The following is a 20,862-nucleotide window of genomic DNA, read 5'->3' on the forward strand; positions in this document are numbered from 1 at the left end:
AAGTTACAGGTATAGACGAGTGGGTGCGCCTACAAAAATACAATCTCATAGGGCTCGCGCATGCGCTCCAGCAGCACCTGCGCCAAGATCGGCGCCAGGCCGATTTCCGGGTCGCCTGCCAGTTGGCTGGCATAGGCGTGGGCGGCGTGCAGCTTGCGGGCGACGCTCCAGGTGTCGAGCCGCACCTTGCGCGCGCGCTGCCAGGGGATGGCGGCGGTTTCCCGAAGCGGCCAGTGCCACGCCCAGATCGGCAGTTCGTGCAAGCGCACGCCCTTGACTGCGCAGGCTTTGGCAGCGGCACGGCCGACGGCGTCGTGGTCGTCATTGCCGTCGTTGCGCCAGGTGGTGAACACCACGTCGCCGGGTTGCAGGTAGCGCGCAATGAACTGGCTCATTTGCTGTTCCCGCGCGGCCAGGGCGTTGTCGGCGAAACCGCCGCGGATCCATTTCAGGCTGTGCAGGGGCACGCCCAGGCGGCGCAGGGCTTCGACACTTTCCTGGGGCCGCACCACGCTCAAGCGTTTGGCCGGCCACACGGTAGACCCCGGATGGCTGGCGCTGCCGTCGGTGATGGAGATCAGTTGCAGGGAGTATTCAAGGGTGCTGAGCAATTGCAGCAGACCGCCGCAGGCGATCACTTCATCGCCGGGATGCGGGGCGATGATCACCACGCGGGCGCCCTTGGGCACCAGGGTTGCGGGGTTGATGGCAGGGATTTGCGCGAGTTGCGGGGCGCTGTTCCAGATTTGCGCGGGGCCCCGGCGGTTGTCACTTAACAGTGCAGGCTTCATGGGTGTCACGTCCTTGTTTATCGGTGGTGCAGGCCGTACCCCGTTGACGGGACGGCTCTTGTGGTACGCGAGCGTCAGGTACTGCACGCTCGCGGCGCGACGGCGTTCCAACCCTGGATTGCCGTGCAAGGAACAGTGATGATAGTTATGAATTGCCGCTTTAACACCGCCGGGTGTCGCAATTTTTTCAGGAGGCCTGCATCAGGCTCTTCAGGTAATCACCGAAGCCGCCCTGGGCGCGACAATCCAGGCGGGCACTGGTAATCACCTGGGGCGAGTGGCTCCAGGCAATGGAAGCCCCGCAGCGCTCCAACTGGCGCACCAGCTCCACGTCTTCATGGCAGGGCAGGGGCTCGAAACCGCCGGCCCGCACGTAGGCGCCGGCACTGACGCCCAGGTTGGCGCCGTGGATATGCCGATGCCCGTCCCGGGCGGTGTAGGCCTGGTGATAGCGGATCTGCGCCGCCGGGTCGAAGCCCTCGCTCCAGGCGTCCACCGTCACCGTGCCGCACACCGCATCCACGCCCAGGGCCAGTTGCGCCACCAGCCAATCGGGAGCGACGCGGCTGTCGGCGTCGGTGCAGGAAATCCAGCGCGCGCCGTTGTTAAGCAGGTGCCGCGCACCCACGCCGCGCACGTGGCCCACGTTTCGCGCCTGCACTTCCAGGCTGTGCACCTGGTATTCGCGGGCGATCATGGCGCTGCGGTCGCTGCAGCTGTCGAGCACTGTCAGAATCTGCACCTCTTCACCCAGCAGGCCCGGATGACTGGCGGCGACCATCGCAGCTTTCAGGCATTCGGGCAGCAGTTTTTCTTCGTTATGCACGGGTATCAGGATGCCGATCATCGCAGTCCCTCCAGGGTCGCAACCGTGGTGCCGTCGCGGCTCCACAAATCCAGTAGAAAATCGCTTTCGTGATGCTGCGCCAGATGTGGCATGCCCAGGCGCTGGCCGAGGCGCGCATGCACCTGTTCGGCGGTCTGCGGGCAGCCTTCGATGATCGGGCGCCAGTGGCAGGCGAGGATTTGTCCATCAGGCGTCAGGGAGGCGAGGGCGCGATCGATCAGCCCATCGAAATCCTTCGGGTCCAGGTAGTAGCAAAGCTCGCTGAGCACGATCAGCTCGAAGGTTTCGCTGGGCCATTGCTGCGGCAGGCGGCTCTGCTGCACGGTGGCATGGCTGAAACCCCGCAGCCGCGCCTGTGCCAGGCTGACCGCCGCTAGCGCCGTGTCACAGCAGAGCAGGCGGTCACAGCGCGGGGCCAGCTCGAAGCTCAGCTCGCCGTTGGCGCAGCCGGGTTCAAAGATCGAGGCATAGCGCGGCCGGGTCAGCAGCGCCAGGGTCAGGGCCCGCTTGCGCTGTTCATACCAGCGTTGCCGAAAGGCCCAAGGGTCGTCGTTGCCGGCAAACAGCTCGTCGAAATAAGGCGTGGCGACACTCATACGAACACCACTTCAAAAGGTTGCAGCAGGCGCTCCAGCACATAGGGCGCGAGCACCGGCGGCAGGCCGATCTGCGGGTCGCCTTCCAACTGGCTGGCGAAGGCATGGATGGCGTGCCGTTTACGGGCCACGGCTTCAGGTGTCAGGAGAATTTTACGAGCGCGATCCCAAGGCACCTGGCTGTCTTCCGGGGTTGCCCAATGCCAGGTCCAAACGGGCAACTCCAGCAAGGTTGCGCCCACCGCCCGGGTCGCCTTGGCACTGGCACGGCCCACAGCCTCGTGGTCGCAATGGCCGTCTTCGCGCCAGGTGGTGAAGACCACGTCGCCGGGCTTGAGGTAACGCTCGATAAAGCGGCTCAGGTCTTCTTCACCTGCGGCGACCTGGCTGTCGCTGAACCCGGCCCGCAACCATTTCAGGCTGTGCAACGGCAATCCCAGCCGGTGCAGGGCCTGCGCCGACTCTTGCGGCCGCACCACGCTCAGGCGTTCCACCGGCCAGCGGCGCGAGCCGGGATGACTGGCGCTGCCGTCGGTGACGGAGATCAGCAGGATAGGGCGATCCAGCGCGGCAAGGCCTTGCAACAGGCCGCCGCAGCCCAGGACTTCGTCATCCGGGTGTGGCGCGATGATCACTGCGCGGCTGCCTTCAGGCACCAGTTCGGCAATGTCTACGCAAGGCAGCTCGGCCAGTCGCGACGAGCTTTGCCACACATGCAAGGGCGTGCCCTGGCCGACGATTGGATTGATCTTCATAGTTCCCATCTCCCTGGGCGCTCATCGGCGACTTGTTGACCAAGGGCGGCCAGGTCGCGCTCGGCGTGACTTTGCCGCAGGTACACCGGCAAGTCGGCCATCAACTGGGCAAAATGCGGGTCCTTGCAATACGGCCCTGCGCCCAGTGCTCGGCCGACATGGTGAATCACCTGGTCGACGGTTTCTTCGATACAGGCCCGTGCCTGTTGTGCCAACAGCCGGGCATCTGCCTTGGGCTGCCGGTCGATATGGGTGGCGCTGTCGCGCAGCACGCAGGCCGCGCTGTGCAAGGCACTGTCGACGCTGCCAAGGTGCGCCAGGGCGTGAGGCTCCGGGCGTTTTGCGCACTGCTCGCGCAAGGCCTCCGCCAGGCGTTGTGCCGCGCCGTACCAGCAGGCGGCGATGCCGATGCCGCCTTGCCAGAAGCCCGGGCGCGCCAAATAGTCCCCAGGCTTGCCGATGGCCAGGCCAACGGCGTCCTGGAAAAGCACTTCAACACTGCCCGTAGCGGCCATGCCCACGGCGGCCCAGCCCTCATCGGTGACGGTTACGCCGGGCTGGTGCATTTGCACTGCAACCAGTTGCTGGCGATCCTCTTCATCCCACGCCGTGAGCAACCCGTGGCTGACCACCGCCGCGCCCGAGCACCAGGCCTTGCGGCCCTCCAGCCGCACACGTTGGCCGTCACGCCGGATCCGCACCTTGGCGGTGGGCGGCTCGGCCGCCCACATGCCCCACGTGCTGCCAACCGGCGGCAAGGGGCTGTCGAGTTCAGCGATGATCGCCAGGGCGTCCGTGTGGCCTTCAAACAACTTGCACAACCGCAGGTCATGGCCGGCGACTTGCGCCAGCCGGCTGAAGCGTTCCAACGTTTGTCCGCTGCCCGGCAAGGGCAACTGGTCCAGGCCTTCCTCCACCAAAGCCCTCAGCGCAGCGCCAAGGGCCTGGGTGTCCGGGTAATCCCGGTAGCCGCGAAGAAACTCATGCAAGGCCATGTCACACCTCGTCCTCATGCTGCAATTCAAACAGCAGCAGCGAACGCCCGGTGACCGCGTATTCGTGATCGAAATCGAAGCGTTCCTGGCCACGCACTGCCGGCTGGTTGGTGTCGAGCATGCAGGTCCAGAAGCCGCCATCCGGCACCGGTGGCAGGCGGAAATTGACCATGTCGTGGTGTGCATTGACCACCAGCAACAACGTGGCATCGGCCCCCGGGCGGCGAATCCCGGTTTCCTGGGCGCGGCCATCCATCAGCATGCCCAGGCAACGGCCATGGCTGTCCTGCCATTGCTCGATGGTCATTTCATCGCCGCTCGGCGCGAGCCAGGTGACGTCCTTGACCCCGATATCTTCGTTGTAGTCGCCCACCAGGAAGCGCCCGCGACGCAGGATCGGGTACGCCAGGCGCAACTTGATCAGGCGCTTGACGAACTTGAGCAGGGCCTTGCCGTCTTCATCCAGTTCCCAATTGATCCAGCCGATCTCGCTGTCCTGGCAGTAGGCGTTGTTGTTGCCGTGCTGGGTCCGGGCGAACTCGTCACCGGCTACCAGCATTGGCGTGCCCTGGGCCAGCAGCAGGGTGGCGAAGAAATTGCGCATCTGGCGCAGGCGCAGCGCGTTGATTTCCGGGTCGTCGGTAGGGCCTTCGACACCGTGGTTCCACGACAGGTTGTTGTTGCTGCCGTCCTGGTTGTTCTCGTCGTTGGCTTCGTTGTGTTTGTCGTTGTAGGACACCAGGTCGTGCAGGGTGAAACCGTCGTGGGCGGTGATGAAGTTCACCGAGCTGTACGGCCGGCGGCCGCGCTGGTTGAACATCTCGCCCGAGGCGGTCATGCGTCCGGCGAAGTCGGCCAGTTGGCCGTCGTCACCTTTCCAGAACGAGCGCACGGTGTCGCGGAAACGGTCGTTCCATTCCACCCAGCCCGGCGGGAAACCGCCGACCTGATAGCCGCCGGGGCCACAGTCCCACGGCTCGGCAATCATTTTCACCTGGCGCAGCACCGGGTCCTGGCGGCAGGCCACGAGGAAGCTGTGGCGCTCGTCGAAACCGTCGCGGTAGCGGCCAAGGATGGTCGCCAGGTCAAAGCGGAAACCGTCGACATGCATCTCGGTCGCCCAGTAGCGCAACGAGTCGGTGACCATTTGCAGCACGCACGGGTGGCTCAGGTCGAGGGTGTTGCCGGTGCCGGAATCGTTGATGTAGAAGCGCTTGTCATCGGGCATCAGGCGGTAGTACGAGGCGTTGTCGATGCCGCGCATGGACAGCGTCGGGCCTTGCTCGTTGCCTTCGGCGGTGTGGTTGTAGACCACGTCCAGGATCACTTCCAGCTTGGCTTCGTGCAGGTGCGCGACCATTTCCTTGAACTCGGCGATCTTGCCGCTGGCCAGGTAGCGCGGGTCCGGAGCAAAGAAGGCGATGCTGTTGTAGCCCCAGTAGTTGGTCATGCCTTTTTGCAGCAGGTGCTGGTCGTTGACGAAGGCGTGCACCGGCAGCAACTCGACCGATGACACACCCAACTGGCGAATGTGCTTGAGCACATCGTCGACCATCAGCCCGGCGCAGGTGCCGCGCACTTCCTCAGGCACCGAAGGGTGGCGCATGGTGATGCCGCGCAGGTGGGTTTCATAAATGATCGTGCGATCCCACGGCGTGCGCACTGGCTGGTCGTTGCCCCAGGTGTGGGCCGGGTCGATGACTTTGCACTTGGGCACGAAGGGCGCGCTGTCGCGTTCGTCGAAACTGAGGTCGGCGTCCGGATGGCCGATGGTGTAGCCAAACAGGGCCTCGGACCATTTGAGCTCGCCCACCAGCTGTTTGGCGTAGGGGTCGATCAGCAATTTGTTGTGGTTGAAGCGATGACCATTGGCCGGGTCATAGGGACCGTACACGCGGTAGCCGTAGATCAGCCCGGGGTGGGCGTCGGGCAGGTAGCCGTGGAAGGTCTCGTCGGTGTATTCCGGCAGTTCGATGCGCTCCAGCTCGACTTCGCCGCTGTCGTCGAAGATGCACAGTTCGACTTTGGTGGCGTTGGCCGAGAACAGCGCAAAGTTGACCCCCAGACCGTCCCAGGTCGCGCCGAGAGGGAAGGGCAAACCTTCACGAATCCGCGACGGCTCGTTTTCCGGCGTCGAGTTGGGCTTGTTGGGTTTGCTCATTGAGATGCTCCTGCAAAAGGGTTTTTCCGGGCCGAACGGGGCCATTCCGGCGTGATGCCGGGTAGATATCGGTAGTTGGATAGCCTCCTGCGGTGCGGGCGCACCTGCAGGAGGATCTTTGGGTCAGGGAGCCTTGGGCTTCTTCGCAGCAGGCTTCTTCGCCGCCGGCACTGCGCTTGGCTTGGCTGCCGGTTTGGGCGCTGCCGCTGCGGGCTTGGCTTTTGGCTTGGCCTTGGCGGCGGCCTTCGGTGCCTTGGATGGCGTCAGCGCTTCGGCTTCCGCCAGTTTGCGCGCCATTTCCCAGTGTCGTGCGTCCTCGCCATGGGGTTTACCTTCAGATTCCCAGATCTGATGTGCCAATTCGCGGATGCGTTTGTCTTCAGTACTCATCGCAATGCTCCTCACAGAAAATTTCAGCTTTCTTGATCATCAGGATTGATAAAGACATTGACCGGGAAATCCCCCAGGGCAGCGCTGATCATGAGCTCCTTGTTTGGTGTGACTGCGCCTGTTCGGAAAAGTCCCTTCCAATTTTGGGTTGGAGCGGCGAACGGTAATCGGACCCGGGTATCGCCCCAAATCTGCGCGTTGATCAGGGGATACACACCGTTTTCAAGCAGCCGGTGAGGCCAGCGTGGCACCACCACCAGCAGCTGTTTGCCCTGGTATTCGCGGTAGAAAGCGACCACCCGCTCGGCGTGTTCGCCCACCACTTCCAGAGGCTCGTACGTGCCCTGGCGAAACAGTTGCGGATGCGCCTTGCGCAACCCCAGGACCTGGTTGATCAACGCCTGTTTTATACGCCCGTCATGCCAGTTGAACATCAGCTCGCCGATGTCCGGCGGCGTGTGCAGCCCCTGTTGCCGTGCGGGGTAGTCCACCGGGCGGCGGTTGTCAGGGTCTACCAATGTGAAGTCCCAGAACTCATCGCCCTGGTACAGGTCCGGCACGCCCGGCACGGTGAGGCGAAGCAAGGATTGCGCCAGCCCGTTGAGCGCGCCGGCCGGGGCGATGGCCTGGGCGGCCTCGCCGATGGCATCGCGCAGGGTCTTGCCGGCGTCCTCCAGCAGCAGCCGTGACAGGAACGCTTCGACACCTTGCTCGTACAACTCGTTGGGTGCGCTCCAGCTGCTGTTGAGCTTGGCTTCACGCAGGGCTTTCTGCTGCCACTGCCACAGGCGCTGGTGATAGTCCGCCAGGCCCTCGGTATCGTCGCGGTGCAGGTCCAGCGGCCAACTGCCCAGCAGCACCTGATAGAGGATCAGTTCGTCACCCGCGGACGGCGTGTTGGCATCGCTGCGCAGGCGGGCGGCGAGGGGGCGCCATTGCTCCACCTGCTCGGCATACCAGTCGGCGGCCTCGCTGAGCACGGCCAGGCGCGCACGGGTATCTTCGCCGCGCTTGTGGTCGTGGGTGGCGGTGGCCAGCAGGTTGTCGGGGAAGGTGCGCAGTCGTTGCTGGTTGACCGCGTGGAAGTCTTCCAGCGGGGCGCTGAATTGTTCGGTGCTGAAACCCACGTCATTGCGCGACAACAACACACCCGAGCGGTAGAACGCAGTGTCTTCCACGGCCTTGGCCGCCGCCGGCGAGGTCAGTTGCTGGAAGCGTACGCAGGCGTGCTTGAGCATCTTGCGTTTGCGGCCCAGGGGGCGGTCGCGCCAGGGTTGGCCGCCGAGCCATTTTTCCAGGTAGTCGAGCACCGGCCAGTCGCCTTCGCTCAAGGTGCTGCGGGCACCGGCCAGGGCTTGCAGGAAAAACACGTCATCCAGTTCGCTGCGGCCCCGGGCACTGATGTAGGTGCGGTACACCGGGAAATGCACGATCAATTCCTGCAACGCGCGGCGAATTGCACCCAGGGTCAGGTCGCGGCTCATCACATCGTCCCGAGCCACTTGCAGCAGGGCCTGGGCCACACTTTCAAAATCCCCGGCCAGGGAACCGTTGAGGATCTGCTGCCGGGCCAGCCAGGCTTCTTCGATAAATGAAGACGGGCGTTCGGTGTGGCGGGTCCATAACTCGGCCAGGGGTTCGAAGCCCTTCGGGTCATGTTGCAGCAATGACAGCTGGTTCATGAATTCGTAGCCGGTGGTGCCGTCCACGCGCCAGTCTTCACGCAAGGTTTCGCCTTCGCCGAGGATCTTCTCGACGAAGATCGGCAAGTGCCGCCCACTCGCCAGCGAGTCCACCCGGCGGCGCAGCTTGCGGCAGTAACCGCGCGGGTCGGCGAGGCCGTCGATGTGGTCGATGCGCAGGCCGTCGATCAGGCCTTCGCTGATCAGCTGGAAGATCTTGCCGTGGGTCGCTTCGAACACCGCGCTGCGTTCAACCCGCAGGCCGCCCAGCTCGTTGACGTCGAAGAACCGCCGCCAGTTGATATCGTCCGCTGCCGTGCGCCAGCTGGCCAGGCGATAGCTTTGTTGTTCCAGCAGGTGGTGCAGGCGGGCGAAACCTTCGGGATGGCGGGCGTCGTAGAGGTCGAGGTTCGCTTCGATGGCCTTCAGGGTTTCGGGGTCGCGGGCGGCCTCGATCAGTTCCTGTTTCAGCGCGGCGGCCTGGGGATAGGCGTCCGGCTGGTAGGCCAGGCTGCTGAAGCGATCGGCCAGTGACTTGACGGGCACCAGCTCGCCGTATTCCCGCGGGCAGATCGGGAAGCGATGTTCGTAATGCTCGACGTAGAAGCTGCCGTGCTGCGGGTCGAAGCGCAGCGGCAGGGCACCCGATTGCAGGGCTTCGCCGTAGTCGCTGCCAAGGAACGGCATCAGCAGTTGGCCCTTGAGCAGCGGGTCTGGCGAGTGCCATTGAATGTCGAAGAATTCGCTGTAGGGACTCAGGCGACCCCATTCCAGCAAGTCCAGCCACCACAGATTATCGGCACCGCCGACCGCCATGTGGTTGGACACGATATCGAGGATCAGCCCCATGTCATGTTCGCGCAACGCCGCAACCAATCGCCGCAGCGCCGGTTCGCCGCCCAGCTCGGGATTGACGGTGGTGGGATCGACCACGTCATAGCCGTGCATCGAACCGGCGCGGGCGCTCAGCAATGGCGAGGCGTAGAGGTGGCTGATGCCCAGTTCGGCGAAGTACGGCACCAGCGGCACGGCGTCGTCGAGGGTGAAGCCCTTATGAAATTGCAGGCGCTGGGTAGCCCGAAGCGTCAATGCTTTCATCGGTCACGCTCTTGGGCCTGGATGCGCGCCACGGCCAGCAGCTCAAGGCGGCGGGCGGCATTGTCATCATCGAGCAGGGTGGCGGCATCGCCCGGCAGGCGGCGGCGCCAGTTCGGGTGGGTGTCGGTGGTGCCGGGCAGGTTGGATTGTTCCTCGACCCCCAGGGCGTCCTCCAGCGGCAGCAATACCAAGGGTGCGCGGGTGTGGCCCAGGTAGCGCACGCTGGCGTCGATGACGTGGTCGGTTTCGTTGCGCACTTCGTCGATGAAGTTCTGCGGGTCCTGGCTCAAGGCCTGGCGCAGCGCCTGGCGTTCCCGCAGGCGGTGTTCGCTCCATTGCTCGACGGTGGGTGCATCGATCAGGCCCAGCTGGACATTCCAGTCGATATCGCGGCTGTGCCACCAACCGTTGAGGGTCGGCAGGTCGTGGGTGCTGGTGGTGGCCAGCGCGTTGTCCGGCCAATCGAGGATCGGCTTGAACTGGCCGCCGTGGTCTTGTTCGAACAGCAGCACGCGCATGCCGAGGATCGAGCGCGCGATGAGTTTTTCCCGCAGGCCGTCGGGTACGGTGCCGAGGTCTTCACCGAGGACGATCGCCTGGTGGCGGCTCGACTCCAGAGCCAACAGCCGCAGCAGGTCATCCACCGGGTAATACAGGTAGGCGCCGTCCCGTGGCGAGGCGTCCATCGGGATCACCCACAGGCGTTGCAGGCCCATCACATGGTCGATGCGCAAGCCGCCGGCGTGGGCGAAGTTGGCCCGCAGCATTTCGATAAACGCGCGAAAGCCGTTGCGCTTGAGGCCTTCGGGGGAAAACGCGGAAATACCCCAGCCCTGGCCGGCACGGTTGAGGATGTCAGGTGGCGCACCCACGGTCAGTTCCGCCAACAGTTCATCCTGGCGGCTCCAGGCCTGGCTGCCGCCGCCGTCGGCGCCCACTGCGAGGTCGGCGATCAGGCCGACACCCATGCCGCTGCCGCGCGCCGCTTGTTGCGCGCGTTCCAGGCACCGGGCAATCAGCCATTGGCTGAAGGCGTAAAAGCCGATTTCGTCCCGATTGGCTTCGGCAAACTGCACCAGGGCCGGGCTTTGCGGGCGGTGCCAGTCCTCTGGCCAGTGGCGCCAGTCGAGGCTCTCGCCGTTGGCAGCGCGTTCGGCTTGTACGGCTTCGAAGCGGCAGTGGTTTTCCAGGGCTTCACCGCCAGCCTGGCGGAAGCTCAGGAAGTCGGCATGTTGCGGGTGGTCGCCCTGGCGGAAGTCGTCATACAGGGTGCGCAACAGGCGCTGCTTGGCTTTGGCCGCGGCCGGCCAGTCGATCAGGCTTTGTTGCTCAAGGTCATACAATTCGTCGGCCAGCCCGCTGGCTTCGATGGCAGTTTGCACCGCACGTTCGCCGAGGATGCAGCCGGGGGACGCGTACAAGCTGTTGAGGAACAGGCGGCTGGACGGGGAATAGGGGCTGAAGCGCTCGGTGTCGGCGCTGAACATCGCGTGCATCGGGCTGATGGCCAGGGCGTCGGCGCCGCGTTCGGCGGCGGCGCGGGCCAGTTGTTCCAGGGCCTGGGTATCGCCAAAGCCGCCGTCGCCGCTGCGGCGCAGGGAATACAGCTGGGCGCTCAGGCCCCAGGCGCGGGCGGTCTGGGTGTCGACCGCTTCTGCAACGGTGTAGCAATGCGTCGGTGCCACGGCCAGGGTGAAATGCTGGTCGGCAATATGCACTTGTTGGTAGCCGACCGGAATCGAGCCGGGCAATATCGCGTTCTCGTCCAGGCTCAGGTCCAGCACGCTGGAGTCTTCGAGGTGAATCTGGCACGGCGTACCGGGGGCGAAGTAGCGCGCCAGGTCCAGGCCGGCGCCGCTGTCGACGGTCATCAGGGGCGGCAGGTGCTTGTCTTGTTGCACGCGTTCGAGGTCCAGCAGGCTGGCTTCGATCTCGGCGTCGCTGTCGGCCGGGTGGCCCAGGCCTTTGAGCACGGCGCGCAGGGCGTCGGGCTTTACATGTTGCGGGCGGCCATTCGCGTCGATCCAATCGACGGCCAGGCCCGCTCGGCTGGCGAGTATTTCCAATTGCGCGTCGCTCAAGGGTGCTCTCCAACAGGGGAATGGGTGAGGCTGACGCGGGCGCTGAGGGGAGCCAATTGTTCGGCCCCGCTGGCCTGCGTCACAAATAGGAGGTGCTCGGCAGCCGGGTAGTTCAGAGAATCGGCGCTCAGGTTGAGGTCGATCTGCAACAGGCTGCCATTGCCCAGGCGCCAGCGCGCCGTGACCGCGCCCTCCGCCAGCACGTGCGCACCCAGGGCCATGCTGCCGGGCAGGTGCGGCACGATATGTTGGTGGCGCAGGCTCAACAGGTGCCTGTAGAGCTGCGAGTCGCCGCAGTCGGCGAGGGCGGGTGCCGAGCGGCGAAAGGTCTGCAGGGAGTTGGGGTCGGGAATGCGTTCGCGGCGTTCGGGGTCGCTGAACGCGGCGAAGTCGGCAAACTCATTGCGCCGGCCTTCACGTACCGCCTCGGCCAGTTCGCCGTGATGGTCGGTGAAGAACAGGAACGGCTCCTCGGCGTTGACTTCATCGCCCATGAACATCAGCGGGATCATCGGCGACATCAGCAGCAAGGTCGTCGCGGCGCTCAGGGCCTGGGGCGAACACAGTTGATGCAGGCGTTCGCCCAGGGCGCGGTTACCGATCTGGTCGTGGTTCTGCAGGAACAGCACAAAGGCGCTGGGCGGCAGGTGCCCGCTGGGCTCGCCGCGCGTGTGGCCGTGGCGCGTGGTGTGGCCCTGGTAGATAAATCCTTCGCTCAGGCAGCGCGCCAGTTTTCCCGTGGGGTCCTGGGCGAAATCGCTGTAGTAGGCGTCGGTTTCGCCGGTGAGCAGCACGTGCAGGGCGTTGTGGCCGTCATCGTTCCACTGGGCGTCGAAACCGCTTTCCAGCAGGCTGGCCTGGTTGAATTCGTTTTCCAGCACCAGCCACACATGCCGCCCCGTGTCGACTTGCTGGCGTACTTTTTGCGCCAGCTCCTGCAGAAATTCGGGATCGTTGATGGCGTGCACGGCGTCCAGGCGCAGGCCGTCGAAGCGGTATTCCAGCAGCCACATCAGGGCGTTGTCGATGAAGAAATCCCGGACCTCCCGGCGATCAAAGTCGATGCCCGCGCCCCAGGGCGTGTGCACGTCTTCGCGAAAGAAACCCTTGGCGTAGATGCCGAGGTAGTTGCCGTCGGGGCCGAAGTGGTTGTAGACCACATCGAGGATTACCGCGAGGCCATAGTGGTGCGCACTGTCGATCAGCTGTTTGAGCTGCTCGGGCGAACCGTAGGAGGATTGGGGAGCGTAGGGCAGGACACCGTCGTAACCCCAGTTGCGTTCGCCGGGGAATTGCGCGATGGGCATCAGCTCAATGGCGGTGACCCCCAGTTCGGCGAGGCGCGGCAGTTGTTTCTCGACCTCGGCGTAGCCCCCCAGTACGCCCACGTGTATCTCGTAGATCACCGCTTCGTGCCACGGCCGGCCTTGCCAGTGGCTTTGGCGCCACTGATAGGCCAGGGGGTCGACCACCACGCTGAAGCCGTGAACGTCCGTGGCCTGTGCCCGGGAAGCCGGGTCGGGAACGTCCTGTTCGCCGTCGATGTTGTAGCGGTAGCGGGTGCCCGGCGGGCATTGCAGCTGCACCACAAACCAGCCATCGGCCTGGGGCAGCATCGCTACCGATTTTCCTTCCTCAAATTCAACGCTGACATAAAACGCGTCTGGCGCCCATAACGCGAAGCGGGTGTGTTCCGCATCCAGCATGATCGCGCCGTGGGGCCAGGTTTCCAGAGTCCGTGACGGCATCTATGAAGACCTCTTTTTACTGTTTCCCCGATCTTCCCAGCGCTTTCGCTACCAGTTGCTCATAAAGTTCGGCATAGGGTTCCACTGCCTGGCACCAGTTGAACGGTGCGGCCATAGCCCGGCAACGCATGGCGTTGAGCAAGCCTGGGAAGGCGAAGACCTTGAATGCGCGGCTCAGGGCCGCTTCGTAGCTTTCGACAGTGGATTCGTTGAACAGGAAGCCGGTGACGCCATCCTCGATGGTGTCGGCCAGGCCGCCGGTGTTGCGTGCAACCGGCAACGAGCCGAAGCGCTGGGCATACATCTGGCTCAGGCCGCACGGTTCATAACGGGACGGCATCAGCAGGAAGTCGCTGCCGGCGAACATGCGGCGCGCGTCGGTCTCGTTGAAGCCGATGCGCACGCCGATCTGGCCGGGAAAGCGCAGGGCCAGGGCACGCATGGCTTGTTCTTCTTCCGGCTCACCACGGCCGATGATCGCGATCTGGCCGCCATTTTCGACGATGAAACTGGCGACCGCCTCGGTCAGGTCCAGGCCTTTCTGGTAGACCAGGCGCGATACCACGGCGAACAGCGGGCCGGTGGAGTCGTGCAAGCCAAACAGGTTGCGCACATGGGCGGCGTTCTGTGCCTTGCCTTCCCAGTCACCAATGTTGAAAGGGTGGGTCAGGTGCGGGTCGGTGGACGACTCCCAGCTTTCATCAATGCCGTTGGGAATGCCGCTGAGCAAGCCTTGCTGGGTCTTGCTGGCGAGAAAGCCATCCAGACCGCAGCCAAATTCGGGGGTGGTGATTTCCTGGGCGTAGGTGGCGCTGACCGTGGTGATATGGCTGGAATACGCCATTCCGGCCTTCAGGAATGACAGCTTGCCGTAGAACTCCATGCCTTCTTGCTGCAAGGCGTGTTCGGGAATGCCCAGCTCCGGGCACGAGGCCAGGCTGACCACGCCCTGGTAGGCGAGGTTATGAATGGTGAACAGCGTTGGAGTGCGTGACCCACGCCAGTGCATATAGGCTGGCGCCAGGCCTGCTGGCCAGTCATGGGCGTGCACCAGGTCCGGGCACCAGTGGATCTGCGCCAGGTTGGCGGCAATATCGGCGGCGGCCAGGCCCAGGCGGGCGAAGCGGATATGGTTGTCGGGCCAGTCGCGGCCGTTGTTGGCGCCGTAGGGCGTACCTTCGCGCTCGTAAAGCTCGGGGCAGATCAGCACGTAGATAACCAGGCCGTCCTTGAGGTCCATGCGCCCGATCTTGCACGGTGGCAGCGCGGCGTGGCCCCCCAGCTCACCGATGATATGAATCGGGTTGTCGCTGTCCAGCACCTGCGGGTAGCCGGGGATCAGCACGCGCACATCGTGCAGGTGCGCCATGGCGCGGGGCAGTGCGGCGGAAACGTCGCCCAGGCCGCCGGTTTTCACCAGGTCGGCCAGTTCGGAAGTGACAAACAGCACTTTTTTGCGATTGGGATTCACACGTGGGACCGGCCGCACCGTGTTGGGAAGGTCGGCCAATGAGGTCGGCCCGCCAACCGGCTGACTAAAACGCTCTCCCTGAGTATCTACAGCGGCACTGATCATAGTTCTCTCCCGAGTTCTGGTCGGCTGATGGCATATGGCAATCAGCGAAGGTTGACCGCGTCCTGCGGCCAGGCGCACAAGCGCTACACAGACTGGCAAGCCTTATGCCAGTTGTGCTGGAGTCTTAAATAGAGTGGATGGACGGGCGTTCGGTGGGAACCGTCAGCACTCGCCTTACCTTAAACCTGACCTGTGGCAGAGTTGGAAAGTTTCGATTTTTTGCGGGGTTTTTGTTTTGGATCGGACCCATCGGTCATGAGTCTAGGACAGATCCCAGAGCCTGTGGGGTCTGTGGGGTATTTTTGTAGGACAAATTTTTTTCATGAGCCCGGTAGCAGCTGTCGAGCGCGCTCCGGTTCAGGATCGGCAGTGCGCCCGACGCAGCCTCGCTGGGGCTCGACAGCTGCTACGGGGGGAGTGGGAGGTGAAATGTGTGCACTAGCTTAGTGCGCGAAGGGGCACTCCTTTGGCCCAGGCTTGGATGTCTTCGATCATTTGCTGGTAGAACTGGCGGTAGTTCTGCTCGCTGACGTACCCCACATGAGGGGTGGCCAATACGTTGGGCAACTGGCGGAATGGATGCCCGGCTGGCAGCGGCTCCTGGGCGTACACGTCCAGTGCCGCGCCCGCCAGCCGGCCATTGGCCAGGGCGTCAATCAAGGCGGCCTCATCGACAATCGGCCCGCGTGCCGTATTCACCAGATGCGCCGTAGGTTTCATCCAGCCCAACGCTTCGGCGTCCACCAGCCCGCGGCTGCGGTCGCTGAGCACCAGGTGAATCGACAACACGTCCGCCTGTTCAAACAACTCGCGCTTGCTGACCCAGGTCACGCCGCTTTCGGCAGCGCGCTCTGGGGTAAGGTTTTCGCTCCAGGCAATCACGCGCATGCCGAAGGCCTGGCCAAATTTGGCGACCTTCTGGCCAATGCTGCCCAGCCCGAGAATCCCCAGGGTCTTGCCGTACAAATCGCCGCCCAGGCCCACTTGCCAACCCCCGGCGCGCAGGGAATTGGCTTCGGCCAGCAGGTTGCGGGTAGACGCCATGATCAGTGCCCAGGTCAGTTCCGGGGCCGCGTGCTTGTAACTGTCAGTGCCGCCTACCTGGATACCCAGGGCCTTGGCCGCAGGAATGTCGATGGCGGCGTTGCGCATGCCGCCGGTCACCAGCAACTTGAGCCTGGGCAAGCCTTGCAACAGAGACTGGTCGAAGGTGGTGCGTTCGCGCATCACGCAGATCACCTCGAACCCCTGCAAACGCTCGATCAACGTGGCGGTGTCCGCCGGGTAATCGTGGAGGAAGTGCACCTGGCCGACCGACGCCAGGACTGACCAGTCCACCACGCCACTGGCCACATTCTGCCAATCATCAATCACTGCGATCTGTACCGACATTCACGCATGCCTCGAAAAAGGTTGGATTAAAGGGCGTTCAGCCCTTGCAACAGTGCCTTGTGAAACTGTGCCGGCTCTTCCATTTGCGGTGCATGGCCCAGGCCCGGGAATTCCACCAGGGTGGCGTGGGGAATCAGCTTGGCCACTTGCTTGCCCAGCACCGCGTAGTTGCCGAGCTTCGCCTTGACCGCCGGTGGCGCCAGGTCCTTGCCAATGGCGGTGTTGTCGGAGGTGCCGATCAGCAGCAGGGTGGGCATCTGCAGGTCCTTGAACTCGTAGTACACCGGCTGGGTGAAGATCATGTCGTAAATCAGCGCCGAGTTCCACGCCACCTGGGTGTGGCCGGGGCCTTTGTTCATGCCGGCGAGCATATCGACCCAGCGGTCGTATTCAGGCTTCCAGCGGCCGACGTAGTAGGTGTCGAGCTCGTATTTGCGGATGCCTTCGGCGGTCAGTTTCAACTCGCGCTCGTACCATTGGTCAACGCTGCGGTAGGGCACGCCGATGGCCTTCCAGTCTTCCAGGCCAATAGGGTTTACCAGTGCAAGTTGTTCGGTTTGCTGCGGATAGAGCAGGGCGTAGCGTGTGGCAAGCATGCCGCCGGTGGAGTGGCCGAGCAGGGTAGCCTTCTGAATACCGAGTTTTTCCAGGAGTTGATGGGTGTTGATCGCCAGTTGCTGGAAGCTGTACTGGTAATTGTCCGGTTTGCTGGAGGTGCAGAAACCGATCTGGTCGGGAGCGATCACCCGGTAGCCGGCGTCGCTCAGGGCCTTGATCGATTCATCCCAGGTGGCGCCGCAGAAGTTCTTGCCGTGCATCAGCACGATGCTGCGCCCGTTGGCCTTGCCCTTGGCCGGCACGTCCATGTAGCCCATCTGCAGGGATTTGCCCTGGGACTGGAAGGTGAAGTGCTCTACCGGGTACGGGTATTGGAAGCCTTGCAGCTCGGGGCCGTAGGTCGGACCTTCTTCGGCGGCGAAGGCGGGCAGGGCGCTGCCGAGCAACAGGCTGGCGACGCACAGAGAGCGGATCTTGGACATGGTTAGAGCTCCGGGAACAGTGCCCGGATGCTGTGGCGAGGGGATTAACGGGAGATTAAATCCAGTGCAGGGTGAGCATGGCCAGTACCCCGTAGCGCGCCCCTTTTGCAAGGGTCACCAGCACCAGGAACCGCCAGAACGGTTCGCGCATGACCCCGGCCACCAGGGTCAGCGGGTCACCAATGATCGGCACCCAACTGAGCAGCAACGACCAATGGCCCCAGCGCTGGTAGTGGGTACGGGTCTTTTCCAGGTGCCTGGGGCTGACCGGAAACCAGCGTCGATCCTTGAAGCGCTCGACCGAGCGGCCCAGCAGCCAGTTCACCACCGAGCCCAATACGTTGCCGGCCGTTGCAACCCCGAGCAGCAGCCACAGGCTGTAATGCCCGCTGATCAACAGTCCCACCAGCACCGCCTCCGATTGCATCGGCAACAGCGTGGCGGCGCCGAAGGCGGCGAAAAACAGTCCCAGGTAACCGGCAAGCATCAATCAGCGTGCCGGATAGTCAGCCACTACCACGTCTTTGCCATCGCGAGTCAGGCCGATGACCTGATAGGCATCGCTGCTGCCGTCCATCTCCATGCCAGGCGAGCCCATGGGCATGCCTGGCGCCGCAATGCCCAGCAAGTCGTCGCGCTTGCGCAGGGCCAAGACCTGGTCGGCTGGCACATGGCCTTCGACGAACTTGCCGTCGATCACGCCGGTATGGCAAGACGCCAGGCGTGGCGCCACGCCCAGGCGCTGCTTGACCTCGCTCATGTTGCTTTCCACATGGTCGTTGACCTTGAACCCGTTGCTCTCCAGGTGGGCAATCCACTTTTTGCAGCAACCGCAGTTGGCATCACGGTGCACGTCAATCGGGATCAGCTCGGCAGCCTGGGCCAGGGTGCTCATGAGCAGGGCCGACAGTGCGGCCAGTCGCAGGGTGGTTTTCATCGTCATCTCATCGGATAAAGGGCAACAGCGGGGCATTCTCCCTGCTTTTTGGAAAAGGGTTTCCCGGGATTGTTACGAGGTTTTACGAAAAACCGACAGCACCAGAATAACCGCCTGGTGCTGTCGGAAAACTGAGAGGGATATGACGGTTTTGTCAGGCTGGCGGGGATTCCAGGCGCTGCTTGAGCTGATCAAGGGCCTGGTTGGACAGTGCGATCATGCGCTCATGCAGGGTGGTCAGTTGCAGTTCGGTTTCATAGGTCAGGATGCGCTTGAACAGCGTGCCGTTGCCCTGTACTTGCAGCAGATAATGAATACAGCCATCGACCGCCAATGAGGTGAACGCGGTCTTGAACTCCCGCGGTCGCTGCGCAATCTGCACGCGATAGCTCATGGGAACCCGCACACCCAGCAGGTCGATGGTTTCAGTGAAACGATGACCGGCAGGCAATGAGCCGGCGATACCGGTGTCGGCGCCCAGGGATGTCGGATGCCATTCATGCCAGCGATCCGGTTGGGTAACGTAGTCGTAAACATCGTCGATAGAGGCTTGTATATAGCGTTCCTGACTGATCCGCTCCAGACGGATCGGGTGCTCAACTGCGTGCATGACACACCTCCTGTGTGGCGGAGCGAACTGTCAGAATAGTCCGGCTCCCGCGCATTGCACGGGAGCTTTCAGGCTATTTTTTCAACGCACCTTGAAGCGACCCATCAATGCAATAACCCGGCCATTGGCATCCAGCAGGCTCTGGGTGTTGTGCTCCGTGGCGTGGCCGCTTTGCACCAGCTCTTCGACCATGTGGCGAATGTGCACCATGCTGCGGTTGATTTCCTCGGTCACCGCGCTTTGCTGTTCGGCGGCGGTGGCGATCTGAGTGCTGAGGTTGTTGATATGGCTGACGGAGCCGGCCATCTCGTCCAATCCTGTGTTCACCCGGGCCGTGGCGTCAGCCGCAGACTGGCAGCTGGCCTGGGTGGCTTCCATGGCCGTCACCGAGGAACTCACGCCCGTGGTCAGGCGCGCCAGCATCTCATTGATCTGCGAGGTGCTGGCCTGGGTGCGGGCGGCGAGGGCGCGGACTTCGTCGGCCACCACCGCAAAACCCCGGCCTTGTTCGCCGGCCCGGGCGGCTTCGATGGCCGCGTTGAGTGCCAGCAGGTTGGTCTGGCCGGCGATGGCGCCGATCACGCCGAGGGTTTCGGTGATGCGGGCGGCATCCTGGCGCATGTTTTCCACGGTGTGGGTGGCGCTGGAGACCTCGCCGATCAACGCGCTGACGCTGCGGGAAGCTTCCCCGACCACCACCCGCGAACGGTCGGCGTGCTCGTTGGCGCGCTGGGTGAACGCAGCCGTTTCGGCGGCGTTCTCGGCCACGGTGTCGGCGGTGGAACTCATCTCGGTGATGGCCGTGACGGTCTGGTCGGTTTCCGAGGCATGGCGGACCAGGATCTGGTTGGTCTGGGCCGACGTCTGCTGCAATTGCGCCAGGCTCGACGACATGGCGCCGGTGGCCAGGGTCACTTCTCCAATCATGTTTTGCAGGTAGACGATAAAGCGGTTCACCGAATGGCCAATCGCCCCCAGTTCATCCTCGGCGCGAATGGTGATGCGCCGGGTCAGGTCGGCATCGCCGTTGGACAGTGCGTCGATATTGGTCTTCAGCGCGGTCATCCGGTGCACCAGCTGGCGGATGGCGTACACCGCCAACAGCACCAACAGCAGGATCATCGGGATTTGCAGCATCGCCAATGTGCCCAGTACGTCATCACGTTGGGCGGTGATCAGCGAGGTCGGCAGCGCAGTAGCGAGGAACCACGGCGTGCCCTCGATCGGGCGCATGAAGAACGTGCTGGCCACGCCCTGGTTGTCGAACTCGCTGCGTTGCAGGGTTTGATCACGATGAGCCAGGCCGGCGCTGACCTGGGCGGCAAAGGCCGAGGTGCCGGCCAAATCGCTGATGTTCTTCAACACCACGGGGCCGCTGATGCGCGTGCTGTTGCTGATGATCTTGCCGTCGCCTTCGACGATCAGCATTTGCCCGCCGAGGTCTTTTTCCTTGCTGGCCACCAGGTCGTTGAAGAAGCCCAGGGTCACGTCGATGGTGGCGACGCCATAGGCTGCGCCGTCACGCTGGATCGCCATCGCGCAGTTGGTGCGTGGCTCCTGGCTGGCGTCATCCTTGTAGGCCGCCGCCCAGGCGCACTGGCCGCGGGGCGAAGCGAGGCCGCCCTTGTACCAGCTCTGGTCGTAGTAGTTGGGGGCCGCGTCGCTGTTCCAGAAGGTGTTCACCGCCAGCTTGCCCGAGGCATCGCGGTGCCAGAAGGTGCTGTGCTTGTTGCGCCCCGGCGTGCGCTGGTTGGGCAGGGGCCAGATGCCGCCGCCAAACACTTTCAATTCGCCGTACTGGTCCACCAGGCCTGGCAGCACCTTGTCGATGGCGTCGCTGTCCAGCAGCGGGATGGTTTGGGTGATGCTGCGTTGCTGGGCCTGAACCTTGTTCAGTTCGCCCTGGATCTGCTCGGCCACTTCGGCAATGCGATTGAGGGCCACCTGTTCTTCGGTGTGGCGCAGCTTGGGGGCCACCAACTGCCCGATGCCCACCACCGTCAAGACGAATAACAACAGGACGAACAGCACCAGGAACAGGGTGTAGCGGGCTTGGATAGAGCGCAATGAGGGCATGGGGTCGTCCTTACGAAGCGTTTATTGTGCGACGCGGCTTTGTTAGAGCTTCGAAGGGCTATCGGCTTGGGACGGGCGAGCTTGAGG

General features: G+C 63.6%; 17 protein-coding genes. All 17 read right to left on the bottom strand.

Going from position 1 to position 20,862, the window contains the following annotated elements:
- Positions 1-29 precede the first annotated feature (29 nt).
- Positions 30-791, bottom strand: a complete 762-nt coding sequence (locus tag ACIOMR_RS00970; RefSeq protein ID WP_087692380.1) for a PIG-L deacetylase family protein — start codon at positions 789-791, stop codon at positions 30-32.
- Positions 792-978: 187 nt separating this feature from the next.
- Positions 979-1,638, bottom strand: a complete 660-nt coding sequence (locus ACIOMR_RS00975; RefSeq protein ID WP_003207526.1) for a glycosyltransferase family 2 protein — start codon at positions 1,636-1,638, stop codon at positions 979-981.
- Complete coding sequence (locus ACIOMR_RS00980; RefSeq protein ID WP_003207530.1) at positions 1,635-2,234, bottom strand: SAM-dependent methyltransferase; 600 nt, start codon at positions 2,232-2,234, stop codon at positions 1,635-1,637. The genes ACIOMR_RS00975 and ACIOMR_RS00980 overlap by 4 nt, the downstream gene beginning before the upstream one ends.
- On the bottom strand, positions 2,231-2,989 hold the full coding sequence (locus tag ACIOMR_RS00985; protein ID WP_177028191.1) for a PIG-L deacetylase family protein: 759 nt from the start codon (positions 2,987-2,989) through the stop codon (positions 2,231-2,233). The genes ACIOMR_RS00980 and ACIOMR_RS00985 overlap by 4 nt, the downstream gene beginning before the upstream one ends.
- Positions 2,986-3,984: an acyl-CoA dehydrogenase family protein gene (locus tag ACIOMR_RS00990; RefSeq protein WP_134326429.1), complete on the bottom strand. Its 999-nt coding sequence runs from the start codon at positions 3,982-3,984 to the stop codon at positions 2,986-2,988. Before ACIOMR_RS00990 ends, ACIOMR_RS00985 begins: the two co-directional genes overlap by 4 nt.
- Before the next feature lies 1 nt (position 3,985).
- Positions 3,986-6,145, bottom strand: coding sequence for a glycogen debranching protein GlgX (glgX, locus tag ACIOMR_RS00995; RefSeq protein WP_003207536.1), 2,160 nt, complete (start codon positions 6,143-6,145; stop codon positions 3,986-3,988).
- A gap of 123 nt (positions 6,146-6,268) precedes the next feature.
- Positions 6,269-6,535 carry a DUF2934 domain-containing protein gene (locus tag ACIOMR_RS01000; RefSeq protein WP_003207537.1) on the bottom strand — a complete coding sequence of 89 codons (267 nt, stop codon included), beginning with the start codon at positions 6,533-6,535 and terminating at the stop codon, positions 6,269-6,271.
- 23 nt (positions 6,536-6,558) lie between these two features.
- Positions 6,559-9,315 (bottom strand): malto-oligosyltrehalose synthase, encoded by a 2,757-nt coding sequence (locus tag ACIOMR_RS01005; RefSeq protein ID WP_401191698.1) that lies wholly within the window; start codon positions 9,313-9,315, stop codon positions 6,559-6,561.
- Positions 9,312-11,396: a 4-alpha-glucanotransferase gene (malQ, locus tag ACIOMR_RS01010; protein ID WP_401191701.1), complete on the bottom strand. Its 2,085-nt coding sequence runs from the start codon at positions 11,394-11,396 to the stop codon at positions 9,312-9,314. Before malQ ends, ACIOMR_RS01005 begins: the two co-directional genes overlap by 4 nt.
- Positions 11,393-13,144 (bottom strand): malto-oligosyltrehalose trehalohydrolase, encoded by a 1,752-nt coding sequence (treZ, locus tag ACIOMR_RS01015; RefSeq protein ID WP_401191704.1) that lies wholly within the window; start codon positions 13,142-13,144, stop codon positions 11,393-11,395. Before treZ ends, malQ begins: the two co-directional genes overlap by 4 nt.
- A 16-nt stretch (positions 13,145-13,160) precedes the next feature.
- Positions 13,161-14,720 carry a glycogen synthase GlgA gene (gene glgA / locus ACIOMR_RS01020; RefSeq protein ID WP_087692372.1) on the bottom strand — a complete coding sequence of 520 codons (1,560 nt, stop codon included), beginning with the start codon at positions 14,718-14,720 and terminating at the stop codon, positions 13,161-13,163.
- 438 nt (positions 14,721-15,158) lie between these two features.
- The gene (locus tag ACIOMR_RS01025) at positions 15,159-16,112 is read right to left on the bottom strand and encodes a D-2-hydroxyacid dehydrogenase family protein (protein WP_401191707.1); all 954 of its coding nucleotides are present in this window, start codon (positions 16,110-16,112) and stop codon (positions 15,159-15,161) included.
- Positions 16,113-16,138: 26 nt separating this feature from the next.
- Entirely contained in the window at positions 16,139-17,152 is a 1,014-nt protein-coding gene (locus ACIOMR_RS01030; protein WP_087692370.1) for an alpha/beta fold hydrolase, read from the bottom strand.
- Between the two features lie 55 nt (positions 17,153-17,207).
- Entirely contained in the window at positions 17,208-17,639 is a 432-nt protein-coding gene (locus ACIOMR_RS01035; RefSeq protein ID WP_401191710.1) for a YqaA family protein, read from the bottom strand.
- Between the two features lie 3 nt (positions 17,640-17,642).
- Positions 17,643-18,089, bottom strand: a complete 447-nt coding sequence (locus ACIOMR_RS01040; RefSeq protein WP_003207550.1) for a DUF411 domain-containing protein — start codon at positions 18,087-18,089, stop codon at positions 17,643-17,645.
- Positions 18,090-18,243: 154 nt separating this feature from the next.
- Entirely contained in the window at positions 18,244-18,699 is a 456-nt protein-coding gene (locus ACIOMR_RS01045) for an SRPBCC family protein (RefSeq protein ID WP_003207553.1), read from the bottom strand.
- 81 nt (positions 18,700-18,780) lie between these two features.
- Positions 18,781-20,775, bottom strand: a complete 1,995-nt coding sequence (locus ACIOMR_RS01050) for a methyl-accepting chemotaxis protein (RefSeq protein ID WP_401191714.1) — start codon at positions 20,773-20,775, stop codon at positions 18,781-18,783.
- Between the last annotated feature and the right edge of the window lie 87 nt (positions 20,776-20,862).

Origin of the sequence: Pseudomonas sp. NPDC087814, from assembly GCF_044742865.1 — a bacterium.
In the GTDB taxonomy this organism is placed as follows: domain Bacteria; phylum Pseudomonadota; class Gammaproteobacteria; order Pseudomonadales; family Pseudomonadaceae; genus Aquipseudomonas.

Coding starts and splice junctions, on each gene's coding strand:
- ACIOMR_RS00970 (WP_087692380.1), bottom strand. CDS start 791: ATGAAGCCTGCACTGTTAAGTGACAACCGCCGGGGCCCCGCGCAAATC.
- ACIOMR_RS00975 (WP_003207526.1), bottom strand. CDS start 1,638: ATGATCGGCATCCTGATACCCGTGCATAACGAAGAAAAACTGCTGCCC.
- ACIOMR_RS00980 (WP_003207530.1), bottom strand. CDS start 2,234: ATGAGTGTCGCCACGCCTTATTTCGACGAGCTGTTTGCCGGCAACGAC.
- ACIOMR_RS00985 (WP_177028191.1), bottom strand. CDS start 2,989: ATGAAGATCAATCCAATCGTCGGCCAGGGCACGCCCTTGCATGTGTGG.
- ACIOMR_RS00990 (WP_134326429.1), bottom strand. CDS start 3,984: ATGGCCTTGCATGAGTTTCTTCGCGGCTACCGGGATTACCCGGACACC.
- glgX (WP_003207536.1), bottom strand. CDS start 6,145: ATGAGCAAACCCAACAAGCCCAACTCGACGCCGGAAAACGAGCCGTCG.
- ACIOMR_RS01000 (WP_003207537.1), bottom strand. CDS start 6,535: ATGAGTACTGAAGACAAACGCATCCGCGAATTGGCACATCAGATCTGG.
- ACIOMR_RS01005 (WP_401191698.1), bottom strand. CDS start 9,315: ATGAAAGCATTGACGCTTCGGGCTACCCAGCGCCTGCAATTTCATAAG.
- treZ (WP_401191704.1), bottom strand. CDS start 13,144: ATGCCGTCACGGACTCTGGAAACCTGGCCCCACGGCGCGATCATGCTG.
- glgA (WP_087692372.1), bottom strand. CDS start 14,720: ATGATCAGTGCCGCTGTAGATACTCAGGGAGAGCGTTTTAGTCAGCCG.
- ACIOMR_RS01025 (WP_401191707.1), bottom strand. CDS start 16,112: ATGTCGGTACAGATCGCAGTGATTGATGATTGGCAGAATGTGGCCAGT.
- ACIOMR_RS01030 (WP_087692370.1), bottom strand. CDS start 17,152: ATGTCCAAGATCCGCTCTCTGTGCGTCGCCAGCCTGTTGCTCGGCAGC.
- ACIOMR_RS01035 (WP_401191710.1), bottom strand. CDS start 17,639: ATGCTTGCCGGTTACCTGGGACTGTTTTTCGCCGCCTTCGGCGCCGCC.
- ACIOMR_RS01040 (WP_003207550.1), bottom strand. CDS start 18,089: ATGAAAACCACCCTGCGACTGGCCGCACTGTCGGCCCTGCTCATGAGC.
- ACIOMR_RS01045 (WP_003207553.1), bottom strand. CDS start 18,699: ATGCACGCAGTTGAGCACCCGATCCGTCTGGAGCGGATCAGTCAGGAA.
- ACIOMR_RS01050 (WP_401191714.1), bottom strand. CDS start 20,775: ATGCCCTCATTGCGCTCTATCCAAGCCCGCTACACCCTGTTCCTGGTG.